Genomic DNA, 26111 nt, shown 5'->3' with positions numbered 1-26111 from the left:
CCAGCGATCGGCGCCCGTGGACCCTCACACGTCCCGCCGAACCGCAACCGCACACCCTGTGCGTTAACGGTCACTCAACGTGCGGCGGCTGCGCCGTCTCGGCCCAATACCCGTAACCGCCGTCCCGACACGCTCCGCCACCACGGGACGCGCCAGGGCAGCCGGGGACAACCCGGGCAGACGAGGGCAACCGGCCGGGCCGGAGAGGGGTGGGCGGGTCAGAACCGGTCAGTCGGGCGGTAGAGCCCCCACACCTCGCGCAGCGCCCCGCACACCTCGCCGACGGTGGCCCGCTGCCGCAGCGCATCCCGCATCGGGTACAGCACGTTGGCGGTCCCCGTGGCGGCCTCCCGCAACTCGGTCAGCGCCCGCCCGACGGCGGCGTCGTCCCGCTCGGCCCGCAACCTGGCCAGCCGCTCGCCCTGCGCCGCCTCGATCGACGGATCCACCCGCAGCGGCTCGTACGGCTCCTCGGCGTCGATGGCGAAGCGGTTGAGCCCGACCACCACCCGCTCACCCGAGTCGATCTCCTGGGCGATCCGGTACGCCGACTGCTCGATCTCCCGCTTCTGGAAGCCCGCCTCGATGGCCTCCACCGCCGAGCCGTGCTCGAAGACCCGGGCCATCAGCGCGTCCGCGGCCGACTCGATCTCGGCCGTCATCGCCTCCACCACGTACGAGCCGGCGAACGGGTCGACGGTGGCCGTGAGATCCGTCTCGTACGCCAGCACCTGCTGGGTGCGCAGCGCCAGCCGGGCCGCCTTCTCGGTGGGCAGCGCGATCGCCTCGTCGAAGCTGTTGGTGTGCAGCGACTGGGTGCCGCCGAGCACCGCACCGAGCCCCTGCACCGCCACCCGGACCAGGTTCACCTCGGGCTGCTGGGCGGTCAGCTGCACGCCCGCGGTCTGGGTGTGGAAGCGCAGCATCATCGACTTCGGGTTCTTCGCCCCGAACTCGTCGCGCATCAGCCGGGCCCAGATCCGTCGGGCCGCGCGGAACTTCGCCACCTCCTCCAGCAGGGTGGTCCGGGCGACGAAGAAGAACGACAGCCGGGGGGCGAAGTCGTCCACGGCCAGCCCGGCGGCGATCGCCGCGCGGACGTACTCGACACCGTTGGCCAGCGTGAAGGCGATCTCCTGCACGGGCGACGCGCCGGCCTCGGCCATGTGGTAGCCGGAGATGGAGATGGTGTTCCACTTCGGCACCTCGGCCCGGCAGTAGCCGAAGGTGTCGGCGACCAGCCGCAGCGAGGGCTTCGGCGGGAAGATGTACGTCCCGCGGGCGATGTACTCCTTGAGGATGTCGTTCTGGATGGTGCCGTTGAGCGCCGAGCCCGGCACCCCGTTCTCCTCGGCGACCAGCTGGTAGAGCAGCAGCAGCACCGAACCGGGTGCGTTGATCGTCATCGAGGTGGAGACCTTGTCCAGCGGGATGCCGTCGAAGAGCAGCCGCATGTCCTCGATCGAGTCGATGGCCACGCCCACCTTGCCCACCTCGCCGTGGGCGATCGGGTCGTCGGAGTCGTACCCCATCTGGGTGGGCAGGTCGAAGGCGACCGACAGGCCCATCGTGCCGGCCCGCAACAGCTGGTGGTAGCGCGCGTTGGACTCGGTGGCGGTGCCGAAGCCGGCGTACTGGCGCATGGTCCACGGGCGGGAGGTGTACATCGTGGGATAGACCCCACGGGTGTACGGGTACTCGCCCGGCACGCCGAGTCGGGAATCCAGGTCGCCGGGGAGGTCGTCCGCCGCGTAGACGCCCTTGATCGGGAAACCGGATTCACTTAACCGCCGTTCACTCATCACCGGATGGTAGGACGAGTCGGCGGCTCGCCGGGTGAGAGGTGCCGCACAGCCGGCACAACCGCCGCGACGTGCGGTGATTGGGTGCGCACGTACGGTTCGGTCCGGTAAACGTACGTCGCGGCGGCTTTCGCATCGGGCGTCTGAACCAGCAAGATAGGGAGGTTGTGTCCCAGCCCCCTCGACTTCCCCCGGTGGCTTTTCTGTGACTCAGATCCCGACGTGGAGCGGCGGACCAGTCAGCACTCCCACCAACGGACGCGCGACACCCGGCACCGTCATCGGTGCCCGCTACTCGTTGCGCTCGGCGGTGGGCAACGGTGGCATGGGCACGGTCTGGCGATCCACAGACACGTTGCTGCGCCGTGACGTGGCGGTCAAGGAGGTCATCCTCCCCCCGGGGCTGGCCCCGAGCGACCGCGACGCGATGTACGAACGCACCCTGCGCGAGGCCCGCGCCGCCGCCGCCATCGCCCACCCGGCCGTGGTCCAGGTGTACGACGTGGTCACCGAGGCCGGTCGGCCGTGGATCGTGATGGAACTGCTCGACGCCCGCAGCCTCGCCGACATGGTGATCGAGGACGGACCGATCGCCCAGCGGGTGGTGGCGAAGATCGGGATCGCGCTGCTCGGCGCGCTGGAGGTGGCCCACGCGATCGGCGTGCTGCACCGCGACGTCAAGCCGGCCAACGTGCTGATCTGCTCCGACGGGCGCTGCGTGCTGACCGACTTCGGGGTCGCCCGGATGCCCACCGACGTGCAGCTCACCACGCCGGGGATGGTGCTCGGCTCACCGCACTTCATCTCGCCCGAACGTGCCATGGGGCAGGAGTTCGGCCCGCCCAGCGACCTGTTCTCCCTCGGCGTGACGCTCTACACCGCGGTGGAGGGGCGGCCCCCCTTCGACCGGGGGGACCCGATCGAGACCATGCACGCGGTGGTCGAGGACCCGCCCGCCCCGCCGCAGCGCAGCGGCCCGCTGACCCGGGTGCTGATGGGCCTGCTGGAGAAGGATCCGGCCCGTCGGCTCGACGTGCACACCGCCCGCGCGATGCTGCGCGAACTGCTCGCCGGCCCGTTGAGCAGCAACGCCGCCGCGGTCAACTCGATGACCGACCCGTACTCGGTGATGCAGATGCCGCAGCCCGCGCCGATCACCGCACCACCCACGCCGACCAAGCCCACGCCGTCCGGCCAGATCGGCGGCCGGGCGATGCTCGGCCCCGGCGAGTCGCTGACCGACCGGCTGGCCGCCCTGCGCCGGGGTGAGCGCCCCGGTCAGGCCGCCCCGGCCAGTGCCGCCGCGATGGAGGACACCAGCGCGGACGCCCTGGCCCGGCCGGCACACCACGGCGCCTCGTCCGCACCACCGCCCGGCCGCACCTACGGCGGCGGCGCGGACGCCACGCAACGCATCGGCGGGTCGGACACGACCCAGCGCATCGGCGGGTCGGAAGCCACGCAGCGGATCGGCAGGTCGGACACGACCCAGCGGATCGGCGGCGCGGACGCCACCCAGCGGGTCGGGCCGGAGGCGTTCGGCTACGGCGGCGGACATCCGGAGGCGACCCAGCGCATCGGCGGCGGCTACGGCGGCCAGTGGCCGGCGGCGCCCAGTCAGCCGTACGGCGCCCGACCGACGCCCACCGGCGGCAGCCCGCTGGACAGGGCGAAGGCCACCGGCACCCAGCTTGTCGATACCGTCAAGGGCTGGCCGCGCAAGATGCAGCTGGCCGCGGCCGGCGGCCTGGTGCTGATCCTGCTGATCGGCATCGTCGCGATCTCCGGTGGCGGCGACGACTCGGCGCCGCCCGTCCCGGTGGCCGACCCGTCCACCTCGGCCGACGCGGGCCCCGGCATCGAGATGCAGGAACACTCCGGGCGGGGGGTGCAGCTGCTGGTGCCCAAGGGGTGGAAGAAGAACGCTCCCTCGGGCGCGGTCTACGTCGACTACACCGACCCGGAGGACAGCGGCCGTCGGGTGCGCATCCTGAACGAGGAGTGGCGTGGCGACTCGGCCCGCTGGGCCGTGGTCGCCGAGAACGGGTTGAAGAGCAGGACGAACTCCTGCGCCAAGCCGTACCGGCAGATCTCGATGGAGCAGAAGGAACTGGCCGGCAAGGCGTCGGCCGAGTTCGAGTACACCTGTGGCGAGGGCGACAAGATGCGGCACGGGGTCTGGCAGGGGGTGGCCCACGAGGGCCGGATGCACTCGTTCTACCTGACCGCCAACGACTCACGGTTCGAGGAGAGCCGGGCGATCTACCAGGAGATGGTGAAGTCGTTCCAGCTCACCAACGCCGGCTGAACGAGGCCGCCCGCCCGTGGTGATCCGCCGCCGTGCTATCAAGAGCCAATGGCGGCGGACACCACTGACCTCGACACCATCCGCGAGCGGGCCGAGCGCTGGCTCGCCGACGACCCCGACCCGGCCGACCGGGCGGAACTGCGGGCCGTGCTCGACCAGCTCCCGGGCAGCGCCGCGGAGCTGGCCGGCCGGTTCGCCGGGCCGCTGACCTTCGGCACCGCCGGGCTACGCGGTCCGCTGCGCGCCGGCCCGAACGGGATGAACCTCGCGGTGGTCACCCAGGCCGCCGCCGGGCTGGTCGCCTGGCTCGCGGCCCAGGGCGGCACCGGCCCGCTGGTGATCGGGTACGACGCCCGACGCGGCTCCCGCGCCTTCGCCGAGCAGACCGCCCGGGTGGCCACCGGCGCCGGACGGCCCGCGTTTCTGCTCCCCCGCCCGCTACCCACCCCGGTCCTCGCCTACGCGGTGCGGCAACTCGGTGCGGTGGCCGGGGTGATGGTGACGGCGAGCCACAACCCGCCGCAGGACAACGGCTACAAGGTCTACCTCGGCGCCGAGCTGGGCGGCGAGCTGGGTGCCGGCGCGCAGATCGTGCCGCCGGCCGACGCCGGCATCGAGGCCGCCATCCGGGCGGTCGGGCGCCTCACCGAGGTACCGCTCGGCCCGGCCGGGCAGATCCTCGGTGACGACGTGGTGAGCGCCTACGTGGCCCGCGCGGTCGGCGTACTGCCGGCGGCCGGTCCCCGGGGGTTGAACGTGGCGTACACCCCGCTGCACGGCGTCGGTGCGACCGTGCTCACCGCGGCCTTCGCCGCCGCCGGCTTCCCGGTGCCCGGCGTGGTGCCCGACCAGGCGGAACCGGACCCGGACTTCCCCACCGTCAGCTTCCCCAACCCGGAGGAGCCGGGGGCGGTGGATCGGCTGGTCGCGCTCGCCGACTCGACCGGCGCCGACCTGGCCATCGCCAACGACCCCGACGCCGACCGCTGTGCCGTCGCCGTCCGAGGCGAGCAGGGTTGGCGGATGTTGCGTGGCGACGAGGTTGGGGTGCTGCTCGCCGACCATCTGATGCGGCGCGGCGTGACCGGCCTGTACGCCACCACCATCGTCTCGTCGTCGCTGCTGCGCGCCATGTGCACCGCCCGGGGCCTGCCGTACGACGAGACGCTGACCGGGTTCAAGTGGATCGTACGGGCCGGTGGCGGAGCCGAGCCGCTGGTCTTCGGCTACGAGGAGGCGCTCGGCTACTGCGTCGCACCGGAACACGTCCGGGACAAGGACGGCATCACCGCCGCGCTGACCGTCGCCGAGCTGGCCGCCGGCCTCAAGGCCGAGGGTCGTACCCTCACCGACCGGCTGGACGAGTTGGCCGCCGAGTTCGGCGTGTACCACACCGACCAGCTCTCGGTACGCGTGGACGACCTGCGGCTGATCGCCGACGCGATGGCCCGGATCCGCGCCGCCACCCCGACCAGCCTGCTCGGCCAGCCGGTCACCGAGGCGCAGGACCTGCTGCCCGAGGCGGACGTGGTGATCCTGCGCACCGACACCGCCCGGGTGGTGATCCGGCCCTCCGGCACCGAGCCGAAGCTCAAGGCGTACCTCGAAGTGGTGGAGCCGGTGGTGGACGGCGACGTCGCGGCGGCGCGCTCCCGCGCGGCGCTCGCCGTGGCAACCCTCCGCACCGAGGTGGCGCACGCCCTGGGCAGGTGAGAACCGGACGTTCCCGGCACCCGGGCGCGAGCGCACCAGACGTTTCCTCCTGCGGTTGATTGCACCCGGCAATAAAGATTTCTGGGTGCAATCAACCGTCCGGGGAAGTGTGGCGCGCCCGGCGGCGGCCGCCGAGGTCGTCAGCGGCGGGGGCCGAGGGCGGTCTGGACGGCGCGGCCCAGCGCGGCCACCACCAGGCCGACCGAGGGGCGCACCACCGAGTCGTCCAGGCTGGCCTCGCCGGAGAAACCGGCGCCGGTGGCGATCTCCTCCAGCCGGTGCCGGGCGTCCTCGGCGGCGGCACCGGTCACGCCGAGGGCGGACTCCATCCGGAGTACGGCGACCAGGGTCGCCAGCGCCGCCGTCCGCTCGTCCGGCGCCGTTCCGGTCAGCGCGGCGGCGAGCCGTTGCCGGGTCTCCGCCTCCACCGAGGGATCCACCACCGGATAGCGGTGTACGTGGATGAAACCCAACTCCGTCTCGTCGACGTCGCGGACGACACCGTGGGCGCACAGGTCGCCGAGGATCTTGTCGCGTAGACCGTGGCGCAGCCGCTGCACCCAGGACGCGGGGCTGTGCGGCGTGTCGGCGGCGATCCGGGCCAGCACGTCGTCGGTGACCGGCTCACCGGTCGGCGTCGGGTCGACCACCGTCAGGGCGCCGTCGGCGTACGCGATCCGGCCGGCCAGGGCCAACTCGATCAGGACCGCCGCGGCCATCCCGAGGTCGAGGCTGATCCGCGGCATGGTCGCCTTGCCGCTCTCGTCGTCGTACGCGAGCAGGAGCAGTTCCTCGGCGAGCGGAACACCAGTCATGGCCCGACACGCTAGTCCCTACCACCCACCCCGCGCGGCCCAAACCGACCGCCCCAGGTCAGAAGCGGGGCATGCCGCCGAACTGGCGGTCGCCCGCGTCGCCGAGGCCGGGCACGATGAACATGCTGTCGTTGAGGCCCTCGTCGATGGCGGCGGTGACCAGGCGCAGCGGCAGGCCGGAGCGGCGCAGCCGGTCGATGCCCGCGGGCGCGGCGAGCACGCAGAGCACGGTGATGTCGGTGCAGCCCCGCTCGGCGAGCAGCCGGCAGCAGTGCTCCAACGAACCCCCGGTGGCCAGCATCGGGTCCAGCACCAGCACCGGCAGGCCGTGGAGGTCGCGGGGCAGCGACTCCATGTAGGCGCGCGGCTCGTACGTCTCCTCGTCGCGGGCCAGCCCGACGAAGCCCATGGACGACTCCGGCAGCAGCCCCAGCGCGGCGTCGGCCATGCCGAGACCGGCGCGCAGCACCGGTACCAGCAGCGGCGGGTTGGCCAGCCGGGTGCCCTCGGTGGCGGTCACCGGGGTCTGCACCGGGTACGTCTCGACCGGGAAGGAGCGCGCGGCCTCGTACACCAGCATGGTGGTGAGTTCGTGCAGTGCCGCCCGGAACGAGGCGGAGTCGGTCCGTTCGTCCCGCATGGCGGTCAGCCGGGACTGGGCGAGCGGGTGGTCAATGACGAGTACGTCCACGATCGCTCAACCTACCCGGCCCGGACGCGGACGCGCGGGCCCGGCCCGGAGCAGCGATGTCGCTCACCCGGGACGCTCCACCCGCGACCATGATCAGGATCAGGCGACGCCGGCCTGCGTAGACTTCGGGGCATGACGGCGACAACGACGTCGGCCCGGTCGGACCTCTCCGAGCTGGGACGATCCGAGACCGCTCTGCGGACCTTCCTGCACGGCCTACCGGGCGTGGATCAGGTGGGCGCGGAGCAGCGGGCAGCCCAACTCGGCACCCGATCCATCAAGACCACCGCCAAGGCCCAGGCGATCGACCTCGCGATCCGGATGGTCGACCTGACCACGCTCGAAGGCGCAGACACCCCCGGCAAGGTACGCGCGCTCGCCGCCAAGGCGCTGCGCCCCGACCCGGCGGACCCGTCCTGCCCGCACGTCGGGGCCGTCTGCGTCTATCCCGCGATGGTCCCGTACGTGGCCGAGGTGCTGCGCGGTAGCGCAGTCCATCTGGCCAGTGTGGCGACGGCGTTCCCGTCCGGTCAGGCGCCGATGGAGATCAAACTCGCCGACACCCGGGCCGCCGTCGAGGCGGGCGCCGACGAGATCGACATGGTGATCAACCGGGGTGCCTTCCTGGCCGGTCGCTACGCCGAGGTGTACGACGAGATCGCCGCCACCAAGCAAGCCTGCGGGGACGCGCACCTCAAGGTGATCCTGGAGACCGGTGAGCTGGCCACGTACGACAACGTCCGCCGTGCCTCCTGGCTGGCCATGCTGGCCGGCGGCGACTTCATCAAGACCTCCACCGGCAAGGTCCCGGTCGCGGCGACGCTGCCGGTGACCCTGGTGATGCTGGAGGCGGTCCGTGACTTCCGGGCCGCTACCGGGCGGCAGGTCGGCGTGAAGCCGGCCGGCGGCATCAAGACCACCAAGGACGCCATCAAGTACCTGGTCATGGTCAACGAGACCGTCGGGCCGGACTGGCTGGACCCGGACTGGTTCCGGTTCGGCGCCTCCAGCCTCCTCAACGACCTGCTGATGCAGCGCACCAAGCTGACGACCGGTGTCTACGCCGGCCCCGACTACTTCACCCTGGACTGACCGCGATGTTCGAATACGCCCCCGCCCCCGAGTCACGCTCGGTGGTGGACATCAAACCGTCCTACGGCCTGTTCATCGACGGTAGGTTCGTCGACCCGGCCGACGGCGGCAGCCTCAAGTCGGTCAACCCGGCCTCCGAGGAGGTCCTCGCCGAGATCGCCGAAGGCGGCGCGCAGGACGTCGACCGCGCCGTCCGGGCGGCCCGCAAGGCGTACGAGAAGGTCTGGGGTCCGATGCCGGGCCGGGACCGGGCCAAGTACCTGTACCGGATCGCCCGGATCATCCAGGAGCGGTCCCGCGAGCTGGCCGTGCTGGAGTCGCTGGACAACGGCAAGCCGATCAAGGAGTCGCGGGACGTCGACCTGCCGCTGGTCGCCGCGCACTTCTTCTACTACGCCGGCTGGGCCGACAAGCTGCCACATGCCGGCTTCGGGGTGAACCCTCAGCCGCTCGGCGTGGCCGCCCAGGTCATCCCGTGGAACTTCCCGCTGCTGATGCTGGCCTGGAAGATCGCCCCGGCGCTGGCTGCCGGCAACACGGTGGTGCTGAAGCCGGCCGAGACCACCCCGCTGACCGCGCTGCTGTTCGCCGAGATCTGCCAGCAGGCCGAGCTGCCGGCGGGCGTGGTCAACATCGTCACCGGCGCTGGTGAGACCGGCCGGGCGCTGGTCGAGCACGACGGTGTCGACAAGGTCGCCTTCACCGGCTCCACCGACGTCGGCCGGGCCATCGCCCGCGCGGTCGCCGGCAGCCGCAAGAAGCTCACCCTGGAGTTGGGCGGCAAGGCCGCCAACATCGTCTTCGACGACGCCCCGGTCGACCAGGCCGTCGAGGGCATCGTCAACGGCATCTTCTTCAACCAGGGGCACGTCTGCTGCGCCGGCTCCCGACTGCTGGTCCAGGAGTCGGTCGCCGAGCAGGTGCTCGACTCGCTCAAGCGCCGGATGGCCCAGCTGCGGGTCGGCGACCCGCTGGACAAGAACACCGACATCGGCGCCATCAACTCCGCCGCCCAGCTGGCCCGGATCCAGGAGCTGACCGAGGCCGGCGCCGCCGAGGGCGCGCAACGCTGGTCGCCGCCGTGCGAGCTGCCCGAGCGCGGCTTCTGGTTCGCGCCGACCCTCTTCACCGGCGTCACCCAGGCGCACCGGATCGCCCGCGAGGAGATCTTCGGCCCGGTGCTGTCCGTGCTGACCTTCCGCACCCCGGCCGAGGCCGTGGAGAAGGCCAACAACACGCCGTACGGGCTGTCCGCCGGGATCTGGACCGAGAAGGGTTCCCGGATCCTGTGGATGGCCGACCGGCTGCGCGCCGGAGTGGTCTGGGCCAACACGTTCAACAAGTTCGACCCGACCTCGCCGTTCGGCGGCTACAAGGAGTCGGGCTACGGCCGCGAGGGTGGCCGGCACGGGCTGGAGGCGTACCTCAATGTCTGAGCGGGTCGCGGTACGCAAGACGTACAAGCTCTTCATCGGCGGGAAGTTCCCGCGCAGCGAGTCGGGACGGTCGTATCTCGTGCAGGACTCCAACGTGTCGCTGGCCTCCCGCAAGGACGCGCGGGACGCCGTGGTGGCCGCCCGCGCCGCCGTCAAGGGGTGGGCCGGGGCGACCGCGTACAACCGGGGTCAGATCCTCTACCGGGTCGCCGAGATGCTGGAGGGTCGCCGCGAGCAGTTCGTCGCCCTGGGCGTACCCGGCGACGAGGTGGACGCCGCGACCGACCGCTGGGTCTGGTACGCCGGTTGGTCCGACAAGCTGGCGCAGGTGTACGGCGGCGCGAACCCCGTCGCCGGGCCGTACTTCAACCTCTCCGCGCCGGAACCCACCGGCGTGGTGGCCGTGGTGGCTCCCGAGGCACCGGCGCTGCTCGGTCTGGTCAGCGTGATCGCCCCGGCGATCGTCACCGGCAACACCGTCGTGGTGGCCGCCTCGCCGTCGGCGCCGCTGGCCGCGGTGACCCTGGCCGAGGTGCTGGCCACCTCCGACCTGCCGGGCGGGGTGGTCAACATCCTGACCGGCCGCCTGTCGGAGACCGTGCCGACGCTGGCCGCCCACATGGACGTCAACGCGATCGACCTGACCGGGGTGACCGACGGGGAACTGGCCGCCGACCTGGAGGTCAGGGCGGCGGAGAACCTGAAGCGGGTGCTCCGGCCGGTGCCTGGCGACCACGACTGGACGGCAGATCCCGGGCTTGGCCGGATGACGGCCCTGCTGGAGACGAAGACGGTCTGGCATCCCAAGGGGGTGTGAGTTCGGGCTCGCTGTGGGGGTTTCCGGGGGAGCCCACCTGGTCCGGGCGGTCAGGCTTGATCCCTGCGCGGGCGGGCTCCCCCGGGAACCCTGATGCGGGCGGGGTCCGTCCGGGAGGGACGGCCTACCGGCCCTGCCCGGCGTCGACTGGCGGGGTGGTGGGCTGGTCTACTACGGGGGGTAGGATTCAGGGGTGACTCGGCTGGGGGATCTTGAGCGTGCGGTGATGGACGTGCTGTGGGACACGGTGCCCGCCACGTCGGACGGCGTCACGGTGCGCGAGGTGGCCGACGCGCTGGCCGGCCGCGAACTGGCGTACACGACGGTCATGACGGTCCTCGACCGGCTCGCCGGCAAGGGCATGGTGCAGCGGGAGCGCGAGGGCCGGGCCTGGCGTTACCGGGCCATGGCCACCCGCGAGGCGCACATCGCCCAGATCATGCTCGACGCGCTCGATCTCGGCGGCAGCCGGGACGCGGCGTTGGTCCGGTTCGCCCGCTCGGTCACCGGCACCGAAGCGGACGTGTTGCGCGCCGCCCTGTCCGCCGAGGCCGGGATGGCGCCGGGCGTCGGCGGTCAGCCCGCCGAGCCGGGCGCCGGGGAGCCGGGCGCCGAGCAGCTGACCGACCGGGTCGCGGCACCGCCTCCGGACCGGGCGGGACGCCCGGATCTGGCCGGCGGGGCGACGGAGCGGTAGGGGCGACGCCGTGGCCCACACCCTGCACTTCGTCGGCTCGATGCTGGCGTGTTGGTTGATCGCGCAGGTGCTGGCCCGCTCCACCTGGACGTGGCGCAGCCCGCGGGTGGCGATCCTCTGCTGGCAGGCGGTCGGCCTGGGCGCCGGGCTGTCCGCGATGGGCGTGCCCATCGCGCTCGGACTCACCCCGTACCAGCGGGGCACCGGCAGTGCGCTCCTCGCGCTCGCCGTCGACCTGTGGCACGGCACGCTGCCCGTCGGGCTCGGCGCCGTGCACCTGGGGCTGGTCGGTGTCGGTCTCGGCATCGGGGCGGTGCTGCTGACCACGACGGTACGCAGCATCCACGGCACGGTACGCGCCCAGCGCCGGCACCGGGACCTGCTCGCCCTGGTGGCCCGGCGGGACCCCACCGTGCCGGGGGCGTTGGTGCTCGACCACCCGAGCGCGGCGGCGTACTGCCTGCCGGGGGTCCGGCCCCGGGTGGTGGTCAGCGCCGGCACGCTGGACCTGCTCGACCGGGCCGAACTGGCGGCGGTGCTCACCCACGAGCGGGCGCACGCGCAGGAGCGGCACGACCTGGTGCTGCTGCCGTTCACCGCGCTCTGCCGGGCGTTGCCGTGGCTGCGTTGGGTCCGTGAGGCGCACGAGCGGGTCGGCCTGCTGGTCGAGATGCGGGCCGACGACAAGGCCCGGGAACTGCACGCCGAGGCACCGCTGGCGGGTGCGCTGCGCCGGTTCGCCGCCGCCGGGGACCGGATCACCCCGGCCGGCACGCTCGGTCTCGGCGACCGGGATCTGGACGTACGGGTGCAGCGGCTGCTGGTCACCGCGCGCCCGCCGCGCCTGCTCGGTGCCGTCGCCCTGCTGGCGACCGGAACCGCCGCCGCGCTACCGATCTCGCTCTTCCTCAGCTGAGCACCGAGGCGTCACTGACGGTGGCCGACGCTGCGCCTGCTGGGCTGGCTGGCGGTACCGCTGCTGCCGGCCCTACTAGGCTGCCAGGCGATGTGCTGGTGGATATTCCGGGAACGGACCGACGGCAGGGCACCGGTGTACTGGTGAACCGCCGTCCCTTCGACCCGCGCCTGCTGCGCCGGGTACCCGCGGCGCGACGCGACCTCGCCCTGCTCACGCTGCTCGGCGTACTCGCCGCCGGGCTGATCGTGGCGCAGGCCACCGCCCTGGCCGCGCTGCTGGCCGCGGCGTTCACCGGCCGGCTGGACCGGGCCGCCCTGGCCGGCTTCCTCGTCGCCGTCACGGCCCGCTCGGCGCTGGTCTGGGCACAGGGTGTGGTGTCCGCGCGGGTCGCCGCCACGGTCAAGGCCACGCTGCGGGCCGACCTGCTCGGCGCGGTCGCCCGACACGGACCGGGTTGGGTCGCCGGGCAGCGGGCCGGGCAGTTGGCCACCCTCGCCGGTCGCGGGCTGGACGCCCTGGACGCCTACTTCACCGGGTACCTCCCACAGCTGGTGCTGAGCGTCACCGTGCCGGTCGCCGTACTGGGTCGGATCCTCTTCGCTGACTGGGGCTCGGCGGTGATCATCGCGCTGACGCTGCCGCTCATCCCGGTCTTCGGTGCGCTGCTCGGCTGGCAGGCCCAGGCCGCCACCGAACGCCAGTGGCGCCGGCTGTCGCGGCTCGGCGGGCACTTCCTGGACATGGTGGCCGGGCTGCCGACGCTGCGCGCGTTCGGCCGCGCCCGGGCCCAGACCGAGGCGGTCCGCCGGATGGCCGACGGCCACCGGGTGGCCACCATGAAGACGCTGCGGATCGCCTTCCTCTCCGCCCTGGTGCTGGAACTCGTCGCCACCCTGTCGGTGGCCCTGGTCGCGGTGCCGGTGGGCATCCGGCTGCTCGGCGGCGGGCTGGCCCTGCAGACCGCCCTGCTGGTGCTGCTGCTCACCCCGGAGGCGTACCTGCCGCTGCGGGCGGCCGGCAGCAGGTTCCATGCCAGCATCGAGGGGCTCACCGCGCTGGACGAGGCGTTCAACCTCACCGGCTCGGCGCCGGCACCGGCCGGACGCACCGGCGCGGTGCCGGACGGCACCGGCGAGATCCGGTTCGAGTCGGTCACCGTCGCCTACCAGCGCACCGTGGCACTGCGGGACGTGTCGCTGACCATCCGGCCCGGCGAACGGATCGCGATCATCGGGCCGAGCGGGGCCGGCAAGAGCACGCTGCTCGGCCTGCTGCTCGGCTTCGTCACACCGACCGCCGGCCGGGTCACCGTCGGCGGTATCGACCTCGCCGAGGCCGACCTCGACGGGTGGCGCCGGCAGCTGGCCTGGGTGCCGCAGCGGGCCCACCTGTTCGCCGTCTCGCTGGCCGACAACATCCGGCTCGGCAGCCCGGACGCGGCACCGGAGGCGCTCGCCGCCGCGGTCCGCGACGCCGCGCTCGACGACGTGGTCACCGCCCTGCCGGACGGGCTGGACACCCTGCTCGGCGAGCGTGGCCACGGCCTGTCCAGCGGGCAGCGGCAACGGGTCGCGTTGGCTCGGGCGTTCCTGCGCGACGCGCCGGTGGTCCTGCTCGACGAGCCGACCGCCCGGCTCGACGCCGCCGCCGAGTCCGCGGTGCTGTCGGCCACCGACCGGCTGGTCGCCGGCCGTACCGCGCTCCTGGTCGCACACCGGCCGGCGCTGCTCGGCAACGCCGACCGCATCCTGCGGGTCGACGACGGCCGGGTGACCGAACTGACCGCACAACCGGCCGGGGAGGGCCGATGAGTCGCCCGCCCCGCCCCGCCGCCACGCCGGGCGTCGCCGATGCCGACGGCCCGGCCGGCGCCCGGCGGCCCGACCGTGGCCCGGAGCTGACCGTGCTACGCCTGGCCCGGCCCTACCTGCGTCGACTGGTCGGCGCGGGGCTGCTCGCCACCGCCACCGAGTTCGCCGGGCTGGCCCTGATGGCGACCGCGACCTGGCTGCTGATGACCGCGGCCGGTCAGCCGCCGCTGGACCGGCTCACCGTGGCGATCGTCGCGGTTCGGGCACTGGCCGTCAGCCGGGGCGTGCTGCGCTACACCGAACGGCTCGCCGGCCACGACGCGGTGCTCCGGCTGGTCACCGACGTACGCACCCGGGTCTTCGCCACCCTGGCCGCCCGGCGGGGCGCACCGCCGCGCAGCGGCGACGCGCTGAGCCGGTTGGTCTCCGACGTGGAGGCGGTACAGGACCTGCTGCTGCGGGTTCTCGTCCCGGGCGCGGCGGCCGGGCTGGTGAGCGTACTCGCGGTGGGGCTGGCCGCACTCGTCGCACCGGCGGCCGCGCTCGCGCTCGCGGCGGGGCTGCTGCTGGCCGGGGTGGCCCTGCCCGCGTTGGCCACCACCCTGACCCGGCGGGCCGCCGCAGAACTGGCGCCGCTGCGCGGCGCGCTCGCCGCCGACGCCGTCGACCTGACCCACGGCGCCGCCGACCTGGCCGCCTTCGGCGCGACCGGTGCCGCGCTCGACACGGCCGGGCGGCGCGCCCGGCGGCTGGCCCGGCTGGAACGCCGCCTCGCCGTGCGTGGTTTCGCGGTGGACGCGGCCGGGGTGCTGGTCGCCGGCCTGACCGCCGGTGCGGTGGTGCTGGTCGCGCTGCGCGCCGGGGTGGACGGCGTACTCGTCGGCGTGCTGGCGGTCGGCACGCTGGCCGCGGTGGAGATCGCCCTCGGGCTGGTCGGTGCCGCCCGGCAGTGGACCGGGCTGCGGACCGGCCTGGCCCGGGTCGCCCAACTCCTGACGGACGCCCCGGACACCGCGCAGCCCGAGACCTCGGCCGACGCCCGCCCGGTGCCCACCGTTGCCCCGGACGTCCGGTTCGACGGGGTGGGCGTCCGCTACCGGGCCGGCGCCCCGGCCGCGCTGGCGGCGTTCGACCTCGACCTGCCGGCGGGTCGCCGGGTGGCCGTGGTCGGTCCGAGCGGCGCCGGCAAGAGCACCCTGGCGGCGCTGCTCACCGGCGCGGTCCGCGCCGACGACGGCCGGGTCACCCTGGGCGGGCGTGAGGTGAGCGCGTACCCGCCCGACGAGTTGCCGCGGCTGGTCGGTGGGCTGCTCGCCGAGGCGTACGTCTTCCACGCCACGGTCCGGGAGAACCTGCTGCTCGGCCGACCCGACGCCGACGAGCCGGCGCTCTACGCCGCCACCGACGCGGCCGGGCTGACGGAGTGGGTACGGGCCCAGCCGGACGGTTGGGACACCGTGGTCGGCGAGGAGGGTGGGCAGCTCTCCGGTGGGCAGCGGCAGCGGCTGGCGCTGGCCCGGGCGTTGCTCGCCGCCCCCGGCGTACTGGTGCTGGACGAGCCGACCGAGGGCCTCGACCCGGCCGCCGCCGACGAGGTGCTCGCCACCACCCTCGCCGCCGTACCCGCCGGGCACTCGGTACTGCTGATCTCCCACCGGCTCAGCGGGCTCGCCGCCCTGGACGAGATCGTGGTGCTGGCCGCCGGCCGGATCGTTCAACGGGGCCGGCACGCGGAACTGGTCACGACCGCCGGTTGGTACCGGGAGCAGTGGACGCTGCAACAGGCCGCCGAGCACGGCTACCTCGCGGTGTCCGGCTGATCTCAGGAACGTCCCGGACGCCGCCCCGGTGCCCGGCGTGGCAGGCTGGCCGATGGTTGCTCAGCACCCGTTGAGCGGTCAGCCGGTGGTGGCCGCCGGATCGCCGGTGTCGAGGAAGCGCCCGACGGTGGCCCTGAACTCGCGCCACCCCGATCGCTGCTGGTCGAGATGTCCGTGCAGCGCCTGGGCGTGCATGCGTAGGAACGCTACTTGTCGACACGCGACACCGCCCCCGGGGCGGGCACCGGTCACCCAGCGCAGCCAACTAGGGTATGTGCCCAGAGTCACTCACCGGCAGCTACGCCGTTGAGTGGGCAGCCCGACGCACCCGGAGGTCACCGTGGCCCGCCAGTCGCCTCAACGGCCGGACGCCGACGAGCCCGAGCTCGATGACACGACCGGCCCCACCGAGCCGGACGCCACAACCGAGCCGGCGGCCGCCGCCGAGGCGGACGCCAGCGGGGACGCCGACGCCGGAGCGTCGCGCGCGCTCTGGGACGAGCTGCGGATCGACCCGGTGGAGATCGCCCTGCCGGCCGGCACCGGCTACACCCTGCGGGCGTACCGACCGGCCGGTGAGCTGACCCCGACCGACGTGGCCGAACGCGACGCGGACGACCCGTTCCTGGCCCGTCGCCAGGTCGTCGAGGCCGAGGACGACGAGAACGAGGACGTCGTCATCCTCGACGAGGAGGTCGCCCGGGAGTTCGCCGAGAGCGACGACGAGGAGAAGCGGGCCAAGGGTGCCACCGCCGACGCCGAGGCGAAGGAGGAGGCCACCGAGGAGTCGGCCGAGAAGGCCGACGACGAGGAGGTACCGGTCTTCCTGACCCACCGGGGCCGGCTGCTGCTGTTCAAGACCCCCGAGTCGTTGGTGAGTTTCGTCCGGTCCGGCGCGCCCAACGATCTGTCTCAGCTGGACAGTTGGAATGATTTGTCCGAACGGGTCGAGCCGGCCGACATCGCGCCACTCGACGAGGACGTCTACGAGCTCGACCTCGTGGTGGAGAACCTCCGCGGCGGGCACGACACCTGGGATCCGACGCTGCTCATCGAGGCCGGCGAGGTCGCCCGGGATCTGGCGTACGCGCTGCGCCTACCCGCCGTACTCGACATGCTCTCCGCCGGTTCCAGCCTCGACGACCTGGACGAGGCCCTGCGCGCCTCGGTCAACGGGGGAATCGGCGGTTTCCTCGGTCGCCGCCGGTTGAAGAAGATCGGGGCACAAACCGCGAGTCTCGGTTGGCGCACAATTGTCGGAAAGATCTCTGCGGTCGTGGACTGGCGCGACTGACGCACACCAGGGAGCATCAGTCTCTGGCAGAGAAAGCCTCGTGTCCCGGGAGGAGGACGACGCCGTGGCGCTCGTGCGCGTGTACTGCGGTCTGGCCTCGGCGGATCCGGCCGACCGACCGGCCTCGGCCGGTTCGGCGCTGACGTCCGCTGTGGTCGACGACGCAGGCCGGCTGCTGCATGTCAGCGAGATCGGCGACGACCCGGCGGGCTACGCCCGGCTGGTGACCCTGCTCGTGGAACGCTCCGGCGGGCCGAGCGGCGTCGCGATCGCCGCCGACAGCGACGACCACACCGTCACCTCACTGCTCAGCGCCGCCGGTCGCCCACTGGCGATCGCCGACGACGACTCCGCCGACGACTTCGCCGAACGGTTCGCCGACGACGACTCACTCGAAGAGATGCAGGCACCGCCGGCTGTCCGGCGGGCCGTCGGCCTGGCCCGCGCCCTGCAGGCGGGTGCGCTCTCGGCGGTCACCCTGCCCGCGCCCCGGGAACTGGCCGGCTACAAGCAGGTACTCGCCGCGCACGCCGCACTGACCAGCGGCCGGCACTCCGCCGCGGTCGCCCTGCGCGAGGTGCTGCGCGAGCTCTACCCGGCGGCGCTGCGGGCCTACCCCGACCCCGCCGACTCGATCCCGCTGGCGGTGTTGGACGCCCTGCCGGAGCCGAGCATGCTCACCGACCCGGGTCGGGGCCGCGACGCGGCGGTCACCGCCGACGCCGTGGTCGCCGCCCTCGCGGCCGACGGCATGGGCGACGCGGACGCGATCGACGAAGCGGTCACCGCCCTGCGGGTGGCGATCTCCGAGACGCCACGCCGGGCCACGGTGAACCGGGCCCTCACCTCCGCCGCCGCCGAGACGATCCGGCAGGCGGTCGCCTCCGTACGGGCCTGCGACGCCGGCTGTGAGGCACTGGTCGGGGCGCTGCACGCCCGTACCGCCGGCCCGGCACAGGCGGTCGTCGGCCGCCGCGCCGCCGCCCGCCGCGGCGAGCCGGTCGCCGACCTCTCCTCCGCCAACAGCGGAGCCGGTCTGCGGGCGGTACGCCCCACCGGGCCCGAGCCGGCCGGCGGACGCCGCAGCCGGCCGGAACCGGTGCCGGGCAACGCCGCACCACCGATGCCTCGACCGCTGACGCCACCGCCGGTGGCGCCAGCCCCGATCACCCCGCCGCCGGTCGCGCCGGCACCGATGACCCCGGCCGCGGTCGCCGGCCCGCCCGTCTCGGCGCCGCCGGCACGCCCCGAGCCCGGCCACTCACGGATCGACGGGCCGACCAACCGGCCGATCTCCACGCCGCCACCGCCGCCCGGGATCACCCCGATCGCACCGGCGCAGCGCGGCTCGATCCCGCCGGCCGAGGCCGGCGAGCCGTTCCGGCCGACCCTGACCACCGCGGCGATCAACAGCGCCCGGGCCGAACGCCAGCGCACCGTCATCCCACCGCGGCCGAAGACCAACGGTGAACCGCCGGCACCGGCGGGTGGTTTCAGCGCCACGGACCACAGCGTTCCGCTGTCGGCCTCCCGCACCGAGCCGGCGGCCCCGCCGCCCGGATCCCGGGCGAACTGGCCGCTGGTGAACAACCCGGAGAACCCGGCCGACAGCCCCGCCCGCAACCCGGTCGTCGGCGGGTACGACGAGCCCGGTCGACGGGCTGCCGCCGAGCACACCGGCGACCTGGCCGCCGAGCGCCGGGTGACCCCGCCGTGGCTCGCTGACGACCTACCGCCGGAGCCGCCGGTGCTGCGGCTGGTCGAGCCGCCACCGCTGGCCGACCGGGCGCTGCGCAACGGGGCGGAGTCGCAGCTGGAGAACCCGCCGCTGCGACTGGTCGACCGGGCCCCCGCCGCGGAGCGCGGTCACCGGACCGTCGAGCGGCTGGAGCTCGACCCGCCGGCCCGCCGGCCGATGCCGCCGGTCGAGCACCGACCGCCACCGGTCTCCGACGAGGGTGACGGCGATCTGCTGATCTTCGCGCAGGCCAAGTCCGCCTGGTTCGTCGGGCACGGCGAGGATTCCGACCTGGACTGGTCGAGCCTGGCCGACACCGGGTGGCAGGCGGCCGAGCAGGCGGCCCGTCCGGCGGTCGGTGACGAGACGAACGCCGGGCTGCCCAAGCGCGTACCGCAGGCGAACCTGGTACCCGGCTCGCCACTGCGCGAGGAGCGTCCACTGCGGATCGTGCGGGACGCGGCCAGCCTGGCCGAGAACACCACCGGCTACTTCCGCGGCTGGCGCCGGGGACAGGAGATCGGCGGGTTCGCGGTGGGCGGACGCCCGGGACGGGAGTCGGCCGGTGGCTGGGACTTCACCCGGGACACCGGCGACCGCGACGACGAACGGGAGTACGAGTACCGCTCCGCCGGTTACCGTTCCTGAGCCGAGCACCCCGCTCACCTGCGTGTTCATCCCCACACCGGGATAATTTGACGCCGGGTCGGCGGGGCCGGGAGCATTCGGCCGGAACAGCCGGCGGCAGGTCGCCGGGCGGGAAGGCGACTCATGGCGACACCGGCAAGCGGCCCATCCGTGCTCACCCGACGGGGCGTACTGACCGCGGCGGCGGGCACGCTGCTGCTGAGCGCCTGCGGACGCGAGTCCGAGCGGACCACGGCGGTCGCCCGGCCCACCCCGGGGCACGAGCTGGTCGTCGGGGCGACGCTGGAGCTGACCGGGCGGGGCGCCGCCCTGGGCGTGGCCCAGCGGCGGGCGCTGGCGATCAGCGCGGAGGCCGTCAACGTCAAGGGCGTGGCGGTCGGCAACCTGCGCCGGACGGTACGGCTGGAGGTGCTGGACAACCGCAGCGACCCTCGGCTCGCCGCCCGACAGGCCACCGAACTGGGCCAGCGCGAGGACGTGCACGCCCTGCTCGGTGGGGCGCTGGCCGAGACCTCGATGTCGATCATCGGGGCGGCGCAGAAGCTCCGGTTGCCGTTCGTGTCGCTGGCCTTCGGTGACTCGATCACAGTGCCGCTGGCCCAGCGGACCTTCGTCTACAAGGTCACCCCGGAGGCCGGGGACGTGGCCCGTCGGCTCGCCCAGCTGATCGACACGCAGGGCCTGCGCCGGGTCGTCCTGCTGGTGGAGCAGGGACTGCACGGCGACTCCGGTGTACGGGCGATGACCGGCGCGCTGCGCACCACCGGGGTGGAGGTGGTCCGCACGGTGCGGCTGCCCCGCTCCACCGATGGGGCCACCCGCGCCGCTGAGCAGGCCGTGGCGGCCCGAACAGGCGGCGTGGTGGTGTGGGCGACCGCACCGAACTCCGGCGCCGCCGCACGGGCGCTACGCACCGCCGGATTCACCGGCAACTTGTTCTTCGACGCCGGAGCGGTCGCCGAGGAGACCCTGGAGGGCGGCAACGCGCTCGCGGTGGAGGGGGCGTACGCCGTCCACCCGTCCTCACTGGGCGGCTCCACGATGGCCAACGGCAGCGCGACCGGGCGCGCCTACCGGGATCTGGTGTCCCAGTACATCCGCCGGCACGGCGCGTACAACGGCTTCGCCCCGTACGCCTCGGACGCCCTGCTGCTCATCACCACGGCGGCCCAGTTGGCCGCCAGTGTGGACCGTGGCCGGTTGCGGGCGTACCTGCAGAACCAGGTGACCGACGGAATGGCGGGGATGTACTCGTTCACGCCGATCCGGCACAGTGGCATGGAGCGGCACTCCCTCGGCGTGTACCGGGTGGACGCCGGCGCCTGGAACCGGCTCAGCTAGGCCGGGGCCGCGCCGCCCGCACACCAGCCTCACGCCGGCCCTGCGCCGCACACCGGCCTCAGGCCCGCGCACCGGTCCTGCGCCGAGTGCACGCCAGTCCTGCGCCGCCACCAGGCCTGCGCCGAGCGCACGCCGGTGCCGTCGCCCAGCCGGTTCGGAGCCGGATCCGGACGGCAGCCAGCGCCCGACATCGACCGGGTCGACATCGGGCGCCAGGCCGAGGCCTCAGGCGGGTGCGACCGCCCGCGACCGACGCATCGTGAGCACGTACTCGACCAGCGAGATCAACACGTGCTTCGTCGACTCCCGGTTCCGGGCGTCACAGGCCACCACCGGCACGTCGCTGGAGATCGCGAGCGCTTCCCGGACGTCCTGCGGGTCGTGGTACTGCATCCCGTCGAAGCAGTTGATGGCCACCAGGTACGGCAGCCGCCGATGCTCGAAGAAGTCGATCGCCGCGAAGCAGTCGGCCAGCCGGCGGGTGTCCACCAGCACGACCGCGCCGATCGCGCCCCGGACCAGTTCATCCCACATGAACCAGAATCGGGTCTGACCCGGCGTACCGAACAGGTACAGGATCAGGTCGCGATCGATCGAGATCCGGCCGAAGTCCATGGCCACCGTGGTGGTCGTCTTCCCCGGCACCTGCCGGGTGTCGTCGACGCCCACCCCGGCGGAGGTCATGATGGCCTCGGTCGTCAGCGGCGTGATCTCCGAGACCGAACCGACCAGCGTCGTCTTGCCGACGCCGAATCCACCGGCGATAACGATCTTCGCCGACGTCACGCGCCCGCTCGGGGTAGGCGGGCGGTGCGACATGTCAGAGCCTGCGAAGTCCACTCAGCACCCTCTCCAGCAATTCAGTGCCCACCGCGTCGTCCGAGTCGTCCAGGATGGTCGGCTCGTGGACCGCGACCAGGCCGTCCGTCGCCATGTCGGCGATGAGCACCCGGGCCACGCCGAGCGGAAGCTGCATTCGCGCCGCGATCTCGGCGAGTGACTGCACGCGTCCGTCACACAGCGCGGCGATGTACTGGTGTTCACGGCCTTGACCACCGTTGCCAGTGGCAACGGCCCGACCGCGCACCGTCGTCTCGACGAGCGCCTCGAGGGCGATGTCGAGGCGGGGTCGGGTACGACCGCGGGTCACGGCGTAGGGCCGGACCAATGCGCCGGTTGGCTCGTCACGATCGGCCATGTCGCCGTTCACCTCCTTCGTACCCGGCACCGGCTCGCGCCGGCGCTACCCGTCGTATGCAGTGTTGTCGCCTCGCCTGCCCCACCGGCCGGCGCGACGATCAGCCCATCATCCCCACAGCCGTACGCGGCTGCGGGGTCAGAGCGTCGCCCACCCGGTCAACGAGCAGGGCCATTTCGTAACCGACCTGTCCCACGTCGCAACTACGCGCGGCGAGCACCGCGAACGACGAGCCGTCGGAAATCGACATCAGGAACAGGAAGCCATTGTCCATCTCGACCACGGTCTGCAGCACGGCGCCTCCCTCGAAGCAGCGAGCCGCCCCCTGGGTCAGGCTGACCAGGCCGGAGGCGATCGCCGCCAACTGGTCGGCACGGTCCCGCGGAAGGTCTCGTGACGACGCCAGGAGCAGGCCGTCGGCCGAGACGGCGACGGCGTGTGCGACACCGGGCACCCGATCGGCGAAGTTGGCCAGCAGCCAACCGAGATCCTGCGTAGTAGTCATCCTTCTTGCTCCTTCTGCCCGCTCCCGGCCACCGGGCCTGAGCCAGACTGCGAGGACTGCTGCCCGCCCGGAGTCTCCTCCGGGCCGGTCGGGTTGCTGTCCGCGGGGTGGTTACGACCCCGCTGGACACCCCGGTGGTAGGCGGAGAGAAGACCGCGCACCGACTCGGGGTTGCGTCGCTGCACGGCGGCGGCCGGCTTCTCCACCGCGCCCGGGACGAGCTGTGCCATCGGCGTACGCTTCGGCAGCCCGGTCTGGGTGGTGCCGCCAGTCTCCACCTGGGTGGCGGCGGAGGCCGCCCGCCAGCCGTCGTCGGCCGCCGTCTGCCACGCGTTCTCCTGCGGCGTCCGGTACGCGGGCTTGCTCTCGGCAGCGCCGGAGCGCGACCCGCCGTTCGCGGCGCCGTTGCCCCCGAACGCGGCCGCGGCCGTCGGAGTCTCTGCCATCGGTGCGTTACCTGTCGTCCCGGTTGCGGTCTGCTGGGCGGGTCGACCGGCGGCGTCGACCGCAGAGAACTGCTGGGTCGGTGCACCGTTGGCCGCCGGCTGCCGGGCACCCGCCGACTCCTCGGGACCGGGACGGCGGGTCCGGAACCACGCCGACTCGAGCTCCCGGAAGATCGGCAGCTCCATCGTCTCATCCGCGTACCGCTGGCGGTTCTGCGCCTGCGGCGGCGTGGGCATGGTCGGCTGGGCGGGCCGGACCGCCGGGGCCGGACGCGCGACCCGGGGCAGCTCGGTGGTCATGTCCAGCGCCGCGGCCACCCGCTCGGGTACGGCCGGCGCGGCCGGATCCGCGGTGACCGGCGGCCAGGCCGGCGGCGCCGGGGTGGCCGGACCGGCGGTCGGCGCCGACACCGGACGCTGCGGCAACGAGTAGCCGGGCGAGGTCGGTGCGGCGGAGATCGGTGCGGCCGAGACCGGCGGGGCGGAGTAGGGCGTGCCGGAGACCGGCGGCGACGACACCGGCGGAACGGGCGGCGCCGACACCGCGGGCAGCGGGTACGGCCCAGCCTCGGGGCTGCTCGGCAGCTGGCGCGGGATGTTCGGCTGGTGGTTGGGCTCGTCGGTGGCCCGGCGCTGCGGCAGCGGGTCGGTCGACTGACCGTTGGAGGAACGCTGCGCGAAGTTGCTCCCGCCGGCGCTGACCCCACTGGCGCCGGTCAGGTCCGACCAGGCCGGCAGGTTCCCGGCGCCCGCCACGGTGGCCGGCGTACCGGAGCCGTTGCGGCTGGCCGGGTCGAACGAGCGACCGCCCAGCGTGACCTGGTTGCCGGAGCCACCGGAACGCGGGGCCGGCGCGGGCGGAGCGGCGGGTGCGGCCGGCCCGGCACCGAACGCGGCGAACGCCGGGCTCGGCCCCGCCGAGGGGGCGGCCGGGGCGGGCAGCGCGGCGGGTAGGGCACCCCGACCGGTGAGCGCCCGGGGCACCAGCACCGTGGGCGGCAGCGTGACGTCGGCGACCGTACCCCGGTCGCTGCCGGGACGCAGCTCGACCTTGACCCCGTGCCGGGAGGCCAGGCGGGCGACCACGACCAGGCCCATCATCCGGGAGACGGCCACATCCACCTGCGGCGGTGTGGCCAGCCGCTCGTTGAGGTCGGCCAGCTGCTCGCCGCTGATGCCGATACCGCGGTCCTCGACGTACAGCGAGGCACGGTCGCCGACCCGCCGCGCCTCGACCAGCACCTGCGAGTCCGGCGGCGAGAACGCGGTGGCGTTGTCGAACAGCTCGGCGACGAGGTGGACCAGGTCGTTCACCGCGTGCGCGGCGACCTCGATGTCCCGGTCGATCACCCCGAACTCGATCCGGGTGTAGTGCTCGACCTCGGACTGGGCGGCGCGGAGCACGTCGATCAGCGCCGCCGGCTCCCGCTGCACCCGGGTGGAGTCGGCACCGGCGAGGACCAGCAGGTTCTCGTCGTTGCGGCGCATCCGGGTGGCGAGGTGGTCGAGCTGGAACAGCTCGGCCAGCCGATCCGGGTCCTCCTCGCCACGTTCCAGCCGGTCGAGGTGGCCGATCAGTCGGTCGACCAGGATCTGCGACCGGCGGGCCAGGTTGACGAACATGGTCGCCACGGAGGCCCGCAGGGCGGCCTGCTCGGCGGCGGTGCGGACGGCCTCCAGGTGGACCGCGTTGAACGCCTCGGTCACCTGGCCGAACTCGTCGCGGCTGCGGACCGGCAGCGGTTCGGCGATCTGGTTGGCCAGCTGCACCGGGGAGAGCTGGCCGGTGACCTGCGGGTCACGCAGCCGGGCCACTGCCTGGGGCAGCCCGTACTGGGCGATGGAGAGCGCGCCCTGACGAAGCTCACGCAGCGACCGGGCCATCGAGCGGGCCACCAGGAAGGCGAGGAAGATCGCCAGCAGCAGCATCGTCAGCAGCAGGCCGGTCTCCAGGAACACCTGACGCTGCACGTCGGAACGGAGTTCGCCGGCCTCCGTCACCACGTCGGAGTCGAACTTCGACTCCACCGTACGGATCAGCTTGCCGTTGGCGACCAGCGCCGCGTCCCACTGGTCGGCGGTGAAGGAGATGCCGGAGAGGTCCTGGGAGGTATCGGCGTTGACCTGGCTGATGTAGATCGTCGCCTGCCGGCGGTCACCACCGCCGATGGTCTGGGCGTGGAACTCCGCCTCTTCCTCGGTGGCGACCGCGTTGAAGCTCTGCTGTGCCTGCTGCTGGCCGGTCTCGCTGGAGATGTAGTCCGTCCGCAGGGCCGAACTCATGCCCCGCTGGAGCGCCCGGTGCACCACCACCCGGCGTACGGAGAGCCACTCCTTCTCCCGGGCCACGGCGGCCGCGGCGCGCATCCGGTCGCTGAGGTCGTTGTCACCGGCGAGCTGGCTGGCGCTGTCCCGGATGGTGAGCATCTGGTTGATCAGCTCGTCGTAGGACTGCAGCGCGTCAGTGATCTTGAACTTGCCGTTGAGCACCTGACTCCGGGTGCCCGGCAGGTCGCTGAGCCGCTCGTTGATCTGGTTGAGCAGCCCGTCCAGGCTGACCGGCAGGTCGGTCAGGTCGCTGCGCTTGCGGGCGTACGGACCGCTGACCTCGTCCACCCGCGACGCGGTCTCGTTGTAGAGAGCGGTGTACTTCTTCTTGTCCTCGGGCTCGGCCTGATTCGACTGTTGGGGCGGCACACCCAACAGCAGCACCGCGGCGGTCCGCTCGTCCTGCAGGCCGTCCACCAGTTCGCCGGAGTAGCCGATCAGCTCCGCGAGGTCACCGGCCCGGTTGGCGTCGCTCAGCGAATCCAGGTGGTCGACCAGGCCGCTGGTGCCCACGACGACCGTGGCGATGGTCGGCACGATCATGATGAGACCGAGCTTGGACCAGATCGGCATGTCGCGGAGCCGACCAGCCGGTCGGCCCAGACGCGACAGGAAAGAGCCTGCCGTCTTCGGCCGTTTGCTCACGTCACCGCCCTCGGGATTGCAGCGTCCGCGTTGCCCCGGGCAACGCC

The 26111-nt window shown here is 73.3% G+C and carries 19 protein-coding genes; 12 read left to right on the top strand and 7 right to left on the bottom strand.

All coding sequences use genetic code 11. The features are described from left to right. Positions 1-218 precede the first annotated feature (218 nt). Positions 219-1802, bottom strand: a complete 1584-nt coding sequence (locus D2L64_RS08935) for an acyl-CoA mutase large subunit family protein (protein WP_119574262.1) — start codon at positions 1800-1802, stop codon at positions 219-221. 205 nt (positions 1803-2007) lie between these two features. On the opposite strand from D2L64_RS08935, the gene D2L64_RS08930 reads away from it, so the two are divergent. Next, entirely contained in the window at positions 2008-4110 is a 2103-nt protein-coding gene (locus tag D2L64_RS08930; protein WP_119574260.1) for a serine/threonine-protein kinase, read from the top strand. Between the two features lie 48 nt (positions 4111-4158). Then, positions 4159-5823 (top strand): phospho-sugar mutase, encoded by a 1665-nt coding sequence (locus D2L64_RS08925; protein WP_119574258.1) that lies wholly within the window; start codon positions 4159-4161, stop codon positions 5821-5823. 140 nt (positions 5824-5963) lie between these two features. On the opposite strand, the gene D2L64_RS08920 is transcribed toward D2L64_RS08925, so the two are convergent. After that, positions 5964-6638 (bottom strand): GOLPH3/VPS74 family protein, encoded by a 675-nt coding sequence (locus tag D2L64_RS08920; protein WP_119574256.1) that lies wholly within the window; start codon positions 6636-6638, stop codon positions 5964-5966. Positions 6639-6696: 58 nt separating this feature from the next. After that, positions 6697-7329, bottom strand: coding sequence for a uracil phosphoribosyltransferase (upp, locus tag D2L64_RS08915; protein WP_119574254.1), 633 nt, complete (start codon positions 7327-7329; stop codon positions 6697-6699). A 132-nt stretch (positions 7330-7461) separates the two neighbouring features. On the opposite strand from upp, the gene deoC reads away from it, so the two are divergent. From deoC to D2L64_RS08860, 10 genes are all read left to right on the top strand, one after another. Then, positions 7462-8421, top strand: coding sequence for a deoxyribose-phosphate aldolase (deoC, locus tag D2L64_RS08910; RefSeq protein WP_119574252.1), 960 nt, complete (start codon positions 7462-7464; stop codon positions 8419-8421). Positions 8422-8426: 5 nt separating this feature from the next. Beyond that, positions 8427-9857 (top strand): aldehyde dehydrogenase family protein, encoded by a 1431-nt coding sequence (locus D2L64_RS08905; protein ID WP_119574251.1) that lies wholly within the window; start codon positions 8427-8429, stop codon positions 9855-9857. Further along, positions 9850-10674 (top strand): aldehyde dehydrogenase family protein, encoded by an 825-nt coding sequence (locus D2L64_RS08900; RefSeq protein ID WP_119574249.1) that lies wholly within the window; start codon positions 9850-9852, stop codon positions 10672-10674. Before D2L64_RS08905 ends, D2L64_RS08900 begins: the two co-directional genes overlap by 8 nt. Before the next feature lie 193 nt (positions 10675-10867). Continuing rightward, positions 10868-11371, top strand: a complete 504-nt coding sequence (locus tag D2L64_RS08895; RefSeq protein ID WP_119574247.1) for a BlaI/MecI/CopY family transcriptional regulator — start codon at positions 10868-10870, stop codon at positions 11369-11371. 10 nt (positions 11372-11381) lie between these two features. Beyond that, positions 11382-12287, top strand: a complete 906-nt coding sequence (locus D2L64_RS08890; protein ID WP_119574245.1) for a M56 family metallopeptidase — start codon at positions 11382-11384, stop codon at positions 12285-12287. A gap of 143 nt (positions 12288-12430) precedes the next feature. Further along, entirely contained in the window at positions 12431-14101 is a 1671-nt protein-coding gene (gene cydD, locus D2L64_RS08880) for a thiol reductant ABC exporter subunit CydD (protein WP_119574243.1), read from the top strand. After that, complete coding sequence (gene cydC, locus D2L64_RS08875) at positions 14098-15921, top strand: thiol reductant ABC exporter subunit CydC (RefSeq protein ID WP_119574241.1); 1824 nt, start codon at positions 14098-14100, stop codon at positions 15919-15921. The genes cydD and cydC overlap by 4 nt, the downstream gene beginning before the upstream one ends. 310 nt (positions 15922-16231) lie before the next feature. Then, positions 16232-17215 carry a DNA primase gene (locus D2L64_RS08870; RefSeq protein ID WP_119574239.1) on the top strand — a complete coding sequence of 328 codons (984 nt, stop codon included), beginning with the start codon at positions 16232-16234 and terminating at the stop codon, positions 17213-17215. A 40-nt stretch (positions 17216-17255) separates the two neighbouring features. After that, the gene (locus D2L64_RS08865; RefSeq protein ID WP_119574237.1) at positions 17256-19601 is read left to right on the top strand and encodes a transposase; all 2346 of its coding nucleotides are present in this window, start codon (positions 17256-17258) and stop codon (positions 19599-19601) included. A gap of 123 nt (positions 19602-19724) precedes the next feature. Beyond that, positions 19725-20942 carry an ABC transporter substrate-binding protein gene (locus tag D2L64_RS08860; RefSeq protein ID WP_119574235.1) on the top strand — a complete coding sequence of 406 codons (1218 nt, stop codon included), beginning with the start codon at positions 19725-19727 and terminating at the stop codon, positions 20940-20942. Positions 20943-21167: 225 nt separating this feature from the next. Here D2L64_RS08860 and D2L64_RS08855 read toward each other — a convergent pair whose 3' ends face one another. The 4 genes from D2L64_RS08855 to D2L64_RS08840 all read right to left on the bottom strand — a co-directional run bounded on the left by D2L64_RS08855 (position 21168) and on the right by D2L64_RS08840 (position 26064). Then, positions 21168-21761, bottom strand: a complete 594-nt coding sequence (locus tag D2L64_RS08855; protein WP_088969745.1) for a GTP-binding protein — start codon at positions 21759-21761, stop codon at positions 21168-21170. 1 nt (position 21762) lies between these two features. Then, positions 21763-22140 carry a DUF742 domain-containing protein gene (locus tag D2L64_RS08850; RefSeq protein WP_091416218.1) on the bottom strand — a complete coding sequence of 126 codons (378 nt, stop codon included), beginning with the start codon at positions 22138-22140 and terminating at the stop codon, positions 21763-21765. Between the two features lie 100 nt (positions 22141-22240). Continuing rightward, positions 22241-22645, bottom strand: a complete 405-nt coding sequence (locus tag D2L64_RS08845; RefSeq protein ID WP_013283992.1) for a roadblock/LC7 domain-containing protein — start codon at positions 22643-22645, stop codon at positions 22241-22243. Further along, positions 22642-26064: a sensor histidine kinase gene (locus D2L64_RS08840; protein ID WP_119574233.1), complete on the bottom strand. Its 3423-nt coding sequence runs from the start codon at positions 26062-26064 to the stop codon at positions 22642-22644. Before D2L64_RS08840 ends, D2L64_RS08845 begins: the two co-directional genes overlap by 4 nt. Between the last annotated feature and the right edge of the window lie 47 nt (positions 26065-26111).

It is taken from the genome of Micromonospora radicis (assembly GCF_003583405.1).
Classification (GTDB): Bacteria; Actinomycetota; Actinomycetes; order Mycobacteriales; family Micromonosporaceae; genus Micromonospora; species Micromonospora radicis.
The sequence above is the reverse complement of the archived record's forward strand: the minus strand, read 5'-3'. Positions and strand labels throughout refer to the sequence as shown.

Excerpts from the sequence above, each read along its gene's own strand:
- D2L64_RS08935 (WP_119574262.1), bottom strand. The coding sequence starts at position 1,802 with ATGAGTGAACGGCGGTTAAGTGAATCCGGTTTCCCGATCAAGGGCGTC.
- D2L64_RS08925 (WP_119574258.1), top strand. The coding sequence starts at position 4,159 with ATGGCGGCGGACACCACTGACCTCGACACCATCCGCGAGCGGGCCGAG.
- D2L64_RS08920 (WP_119574256.1), bottom strand. The coding sequence starts at position 6,638 with ATGACTGGTGTTCCGCTCGCCGAGGAACTGCTCCTGCTCGCGTACGAC.
- deoC (WP_119574252.1), top strand. The coding sequence starts at position 7,462 with ATGACGGCGACAACGACGTCGGCCCGGTCGGACCTCTCCGAGCTGGGA.
- D2L64_RS08905 (WP_119574251.1), top strand. The coding sequence starts at position 8,427 with ATGTTCGAATACGCCCCCGCCCCCGAGTCACGCTCGGTGGTGGACATC.
- D2L64_RS08900 (WP_119574249.1), top strand. The coding sequence starts at position 9,850 with ATGTCTGAGCGGGTCGCGGTACGCAAGACGTACAAGCTCTTCATCGGC.
- cydC (WP_119574241.1), top strand. The coding sequence starts at position 14,098 with ATGAGTCGCCCGCCCCGCCCCGCCGCCACGCCGGGCGTCGCCGATGCC.
- D2L64_RS08860 (WP_119574235.1), top strand. The coding sequence starts at position 19,725 with ATGGCGACACCGGCAAGCGGCCCATCCGTGCTCACCCGACGGGGCGTA.
- D2L64_RS08855 (WP_088969745.1), bottom strand. The coding sequence starts at position 21,761 with ATGTCGCACCGCCCGCCTACCCCGAGCGGGCGCGTGACGTCGGCGAAG.
- D2L64_RS08850 (WP_091416218.1), bottom strand. The coding sequence starts at position 22,140 with ATGGCCGATCGTGACGAGCCAACCGGCGCATTGGTCCGGCCCTACGCC.
- D2L64_RS08845 (WP_013283992.1), bottom strand. The coding sequence starts at position 22,645 with ATGACTACTACGCAGGATCTCGGTTGGCTGCTGGCCAACTTCGCCGAT.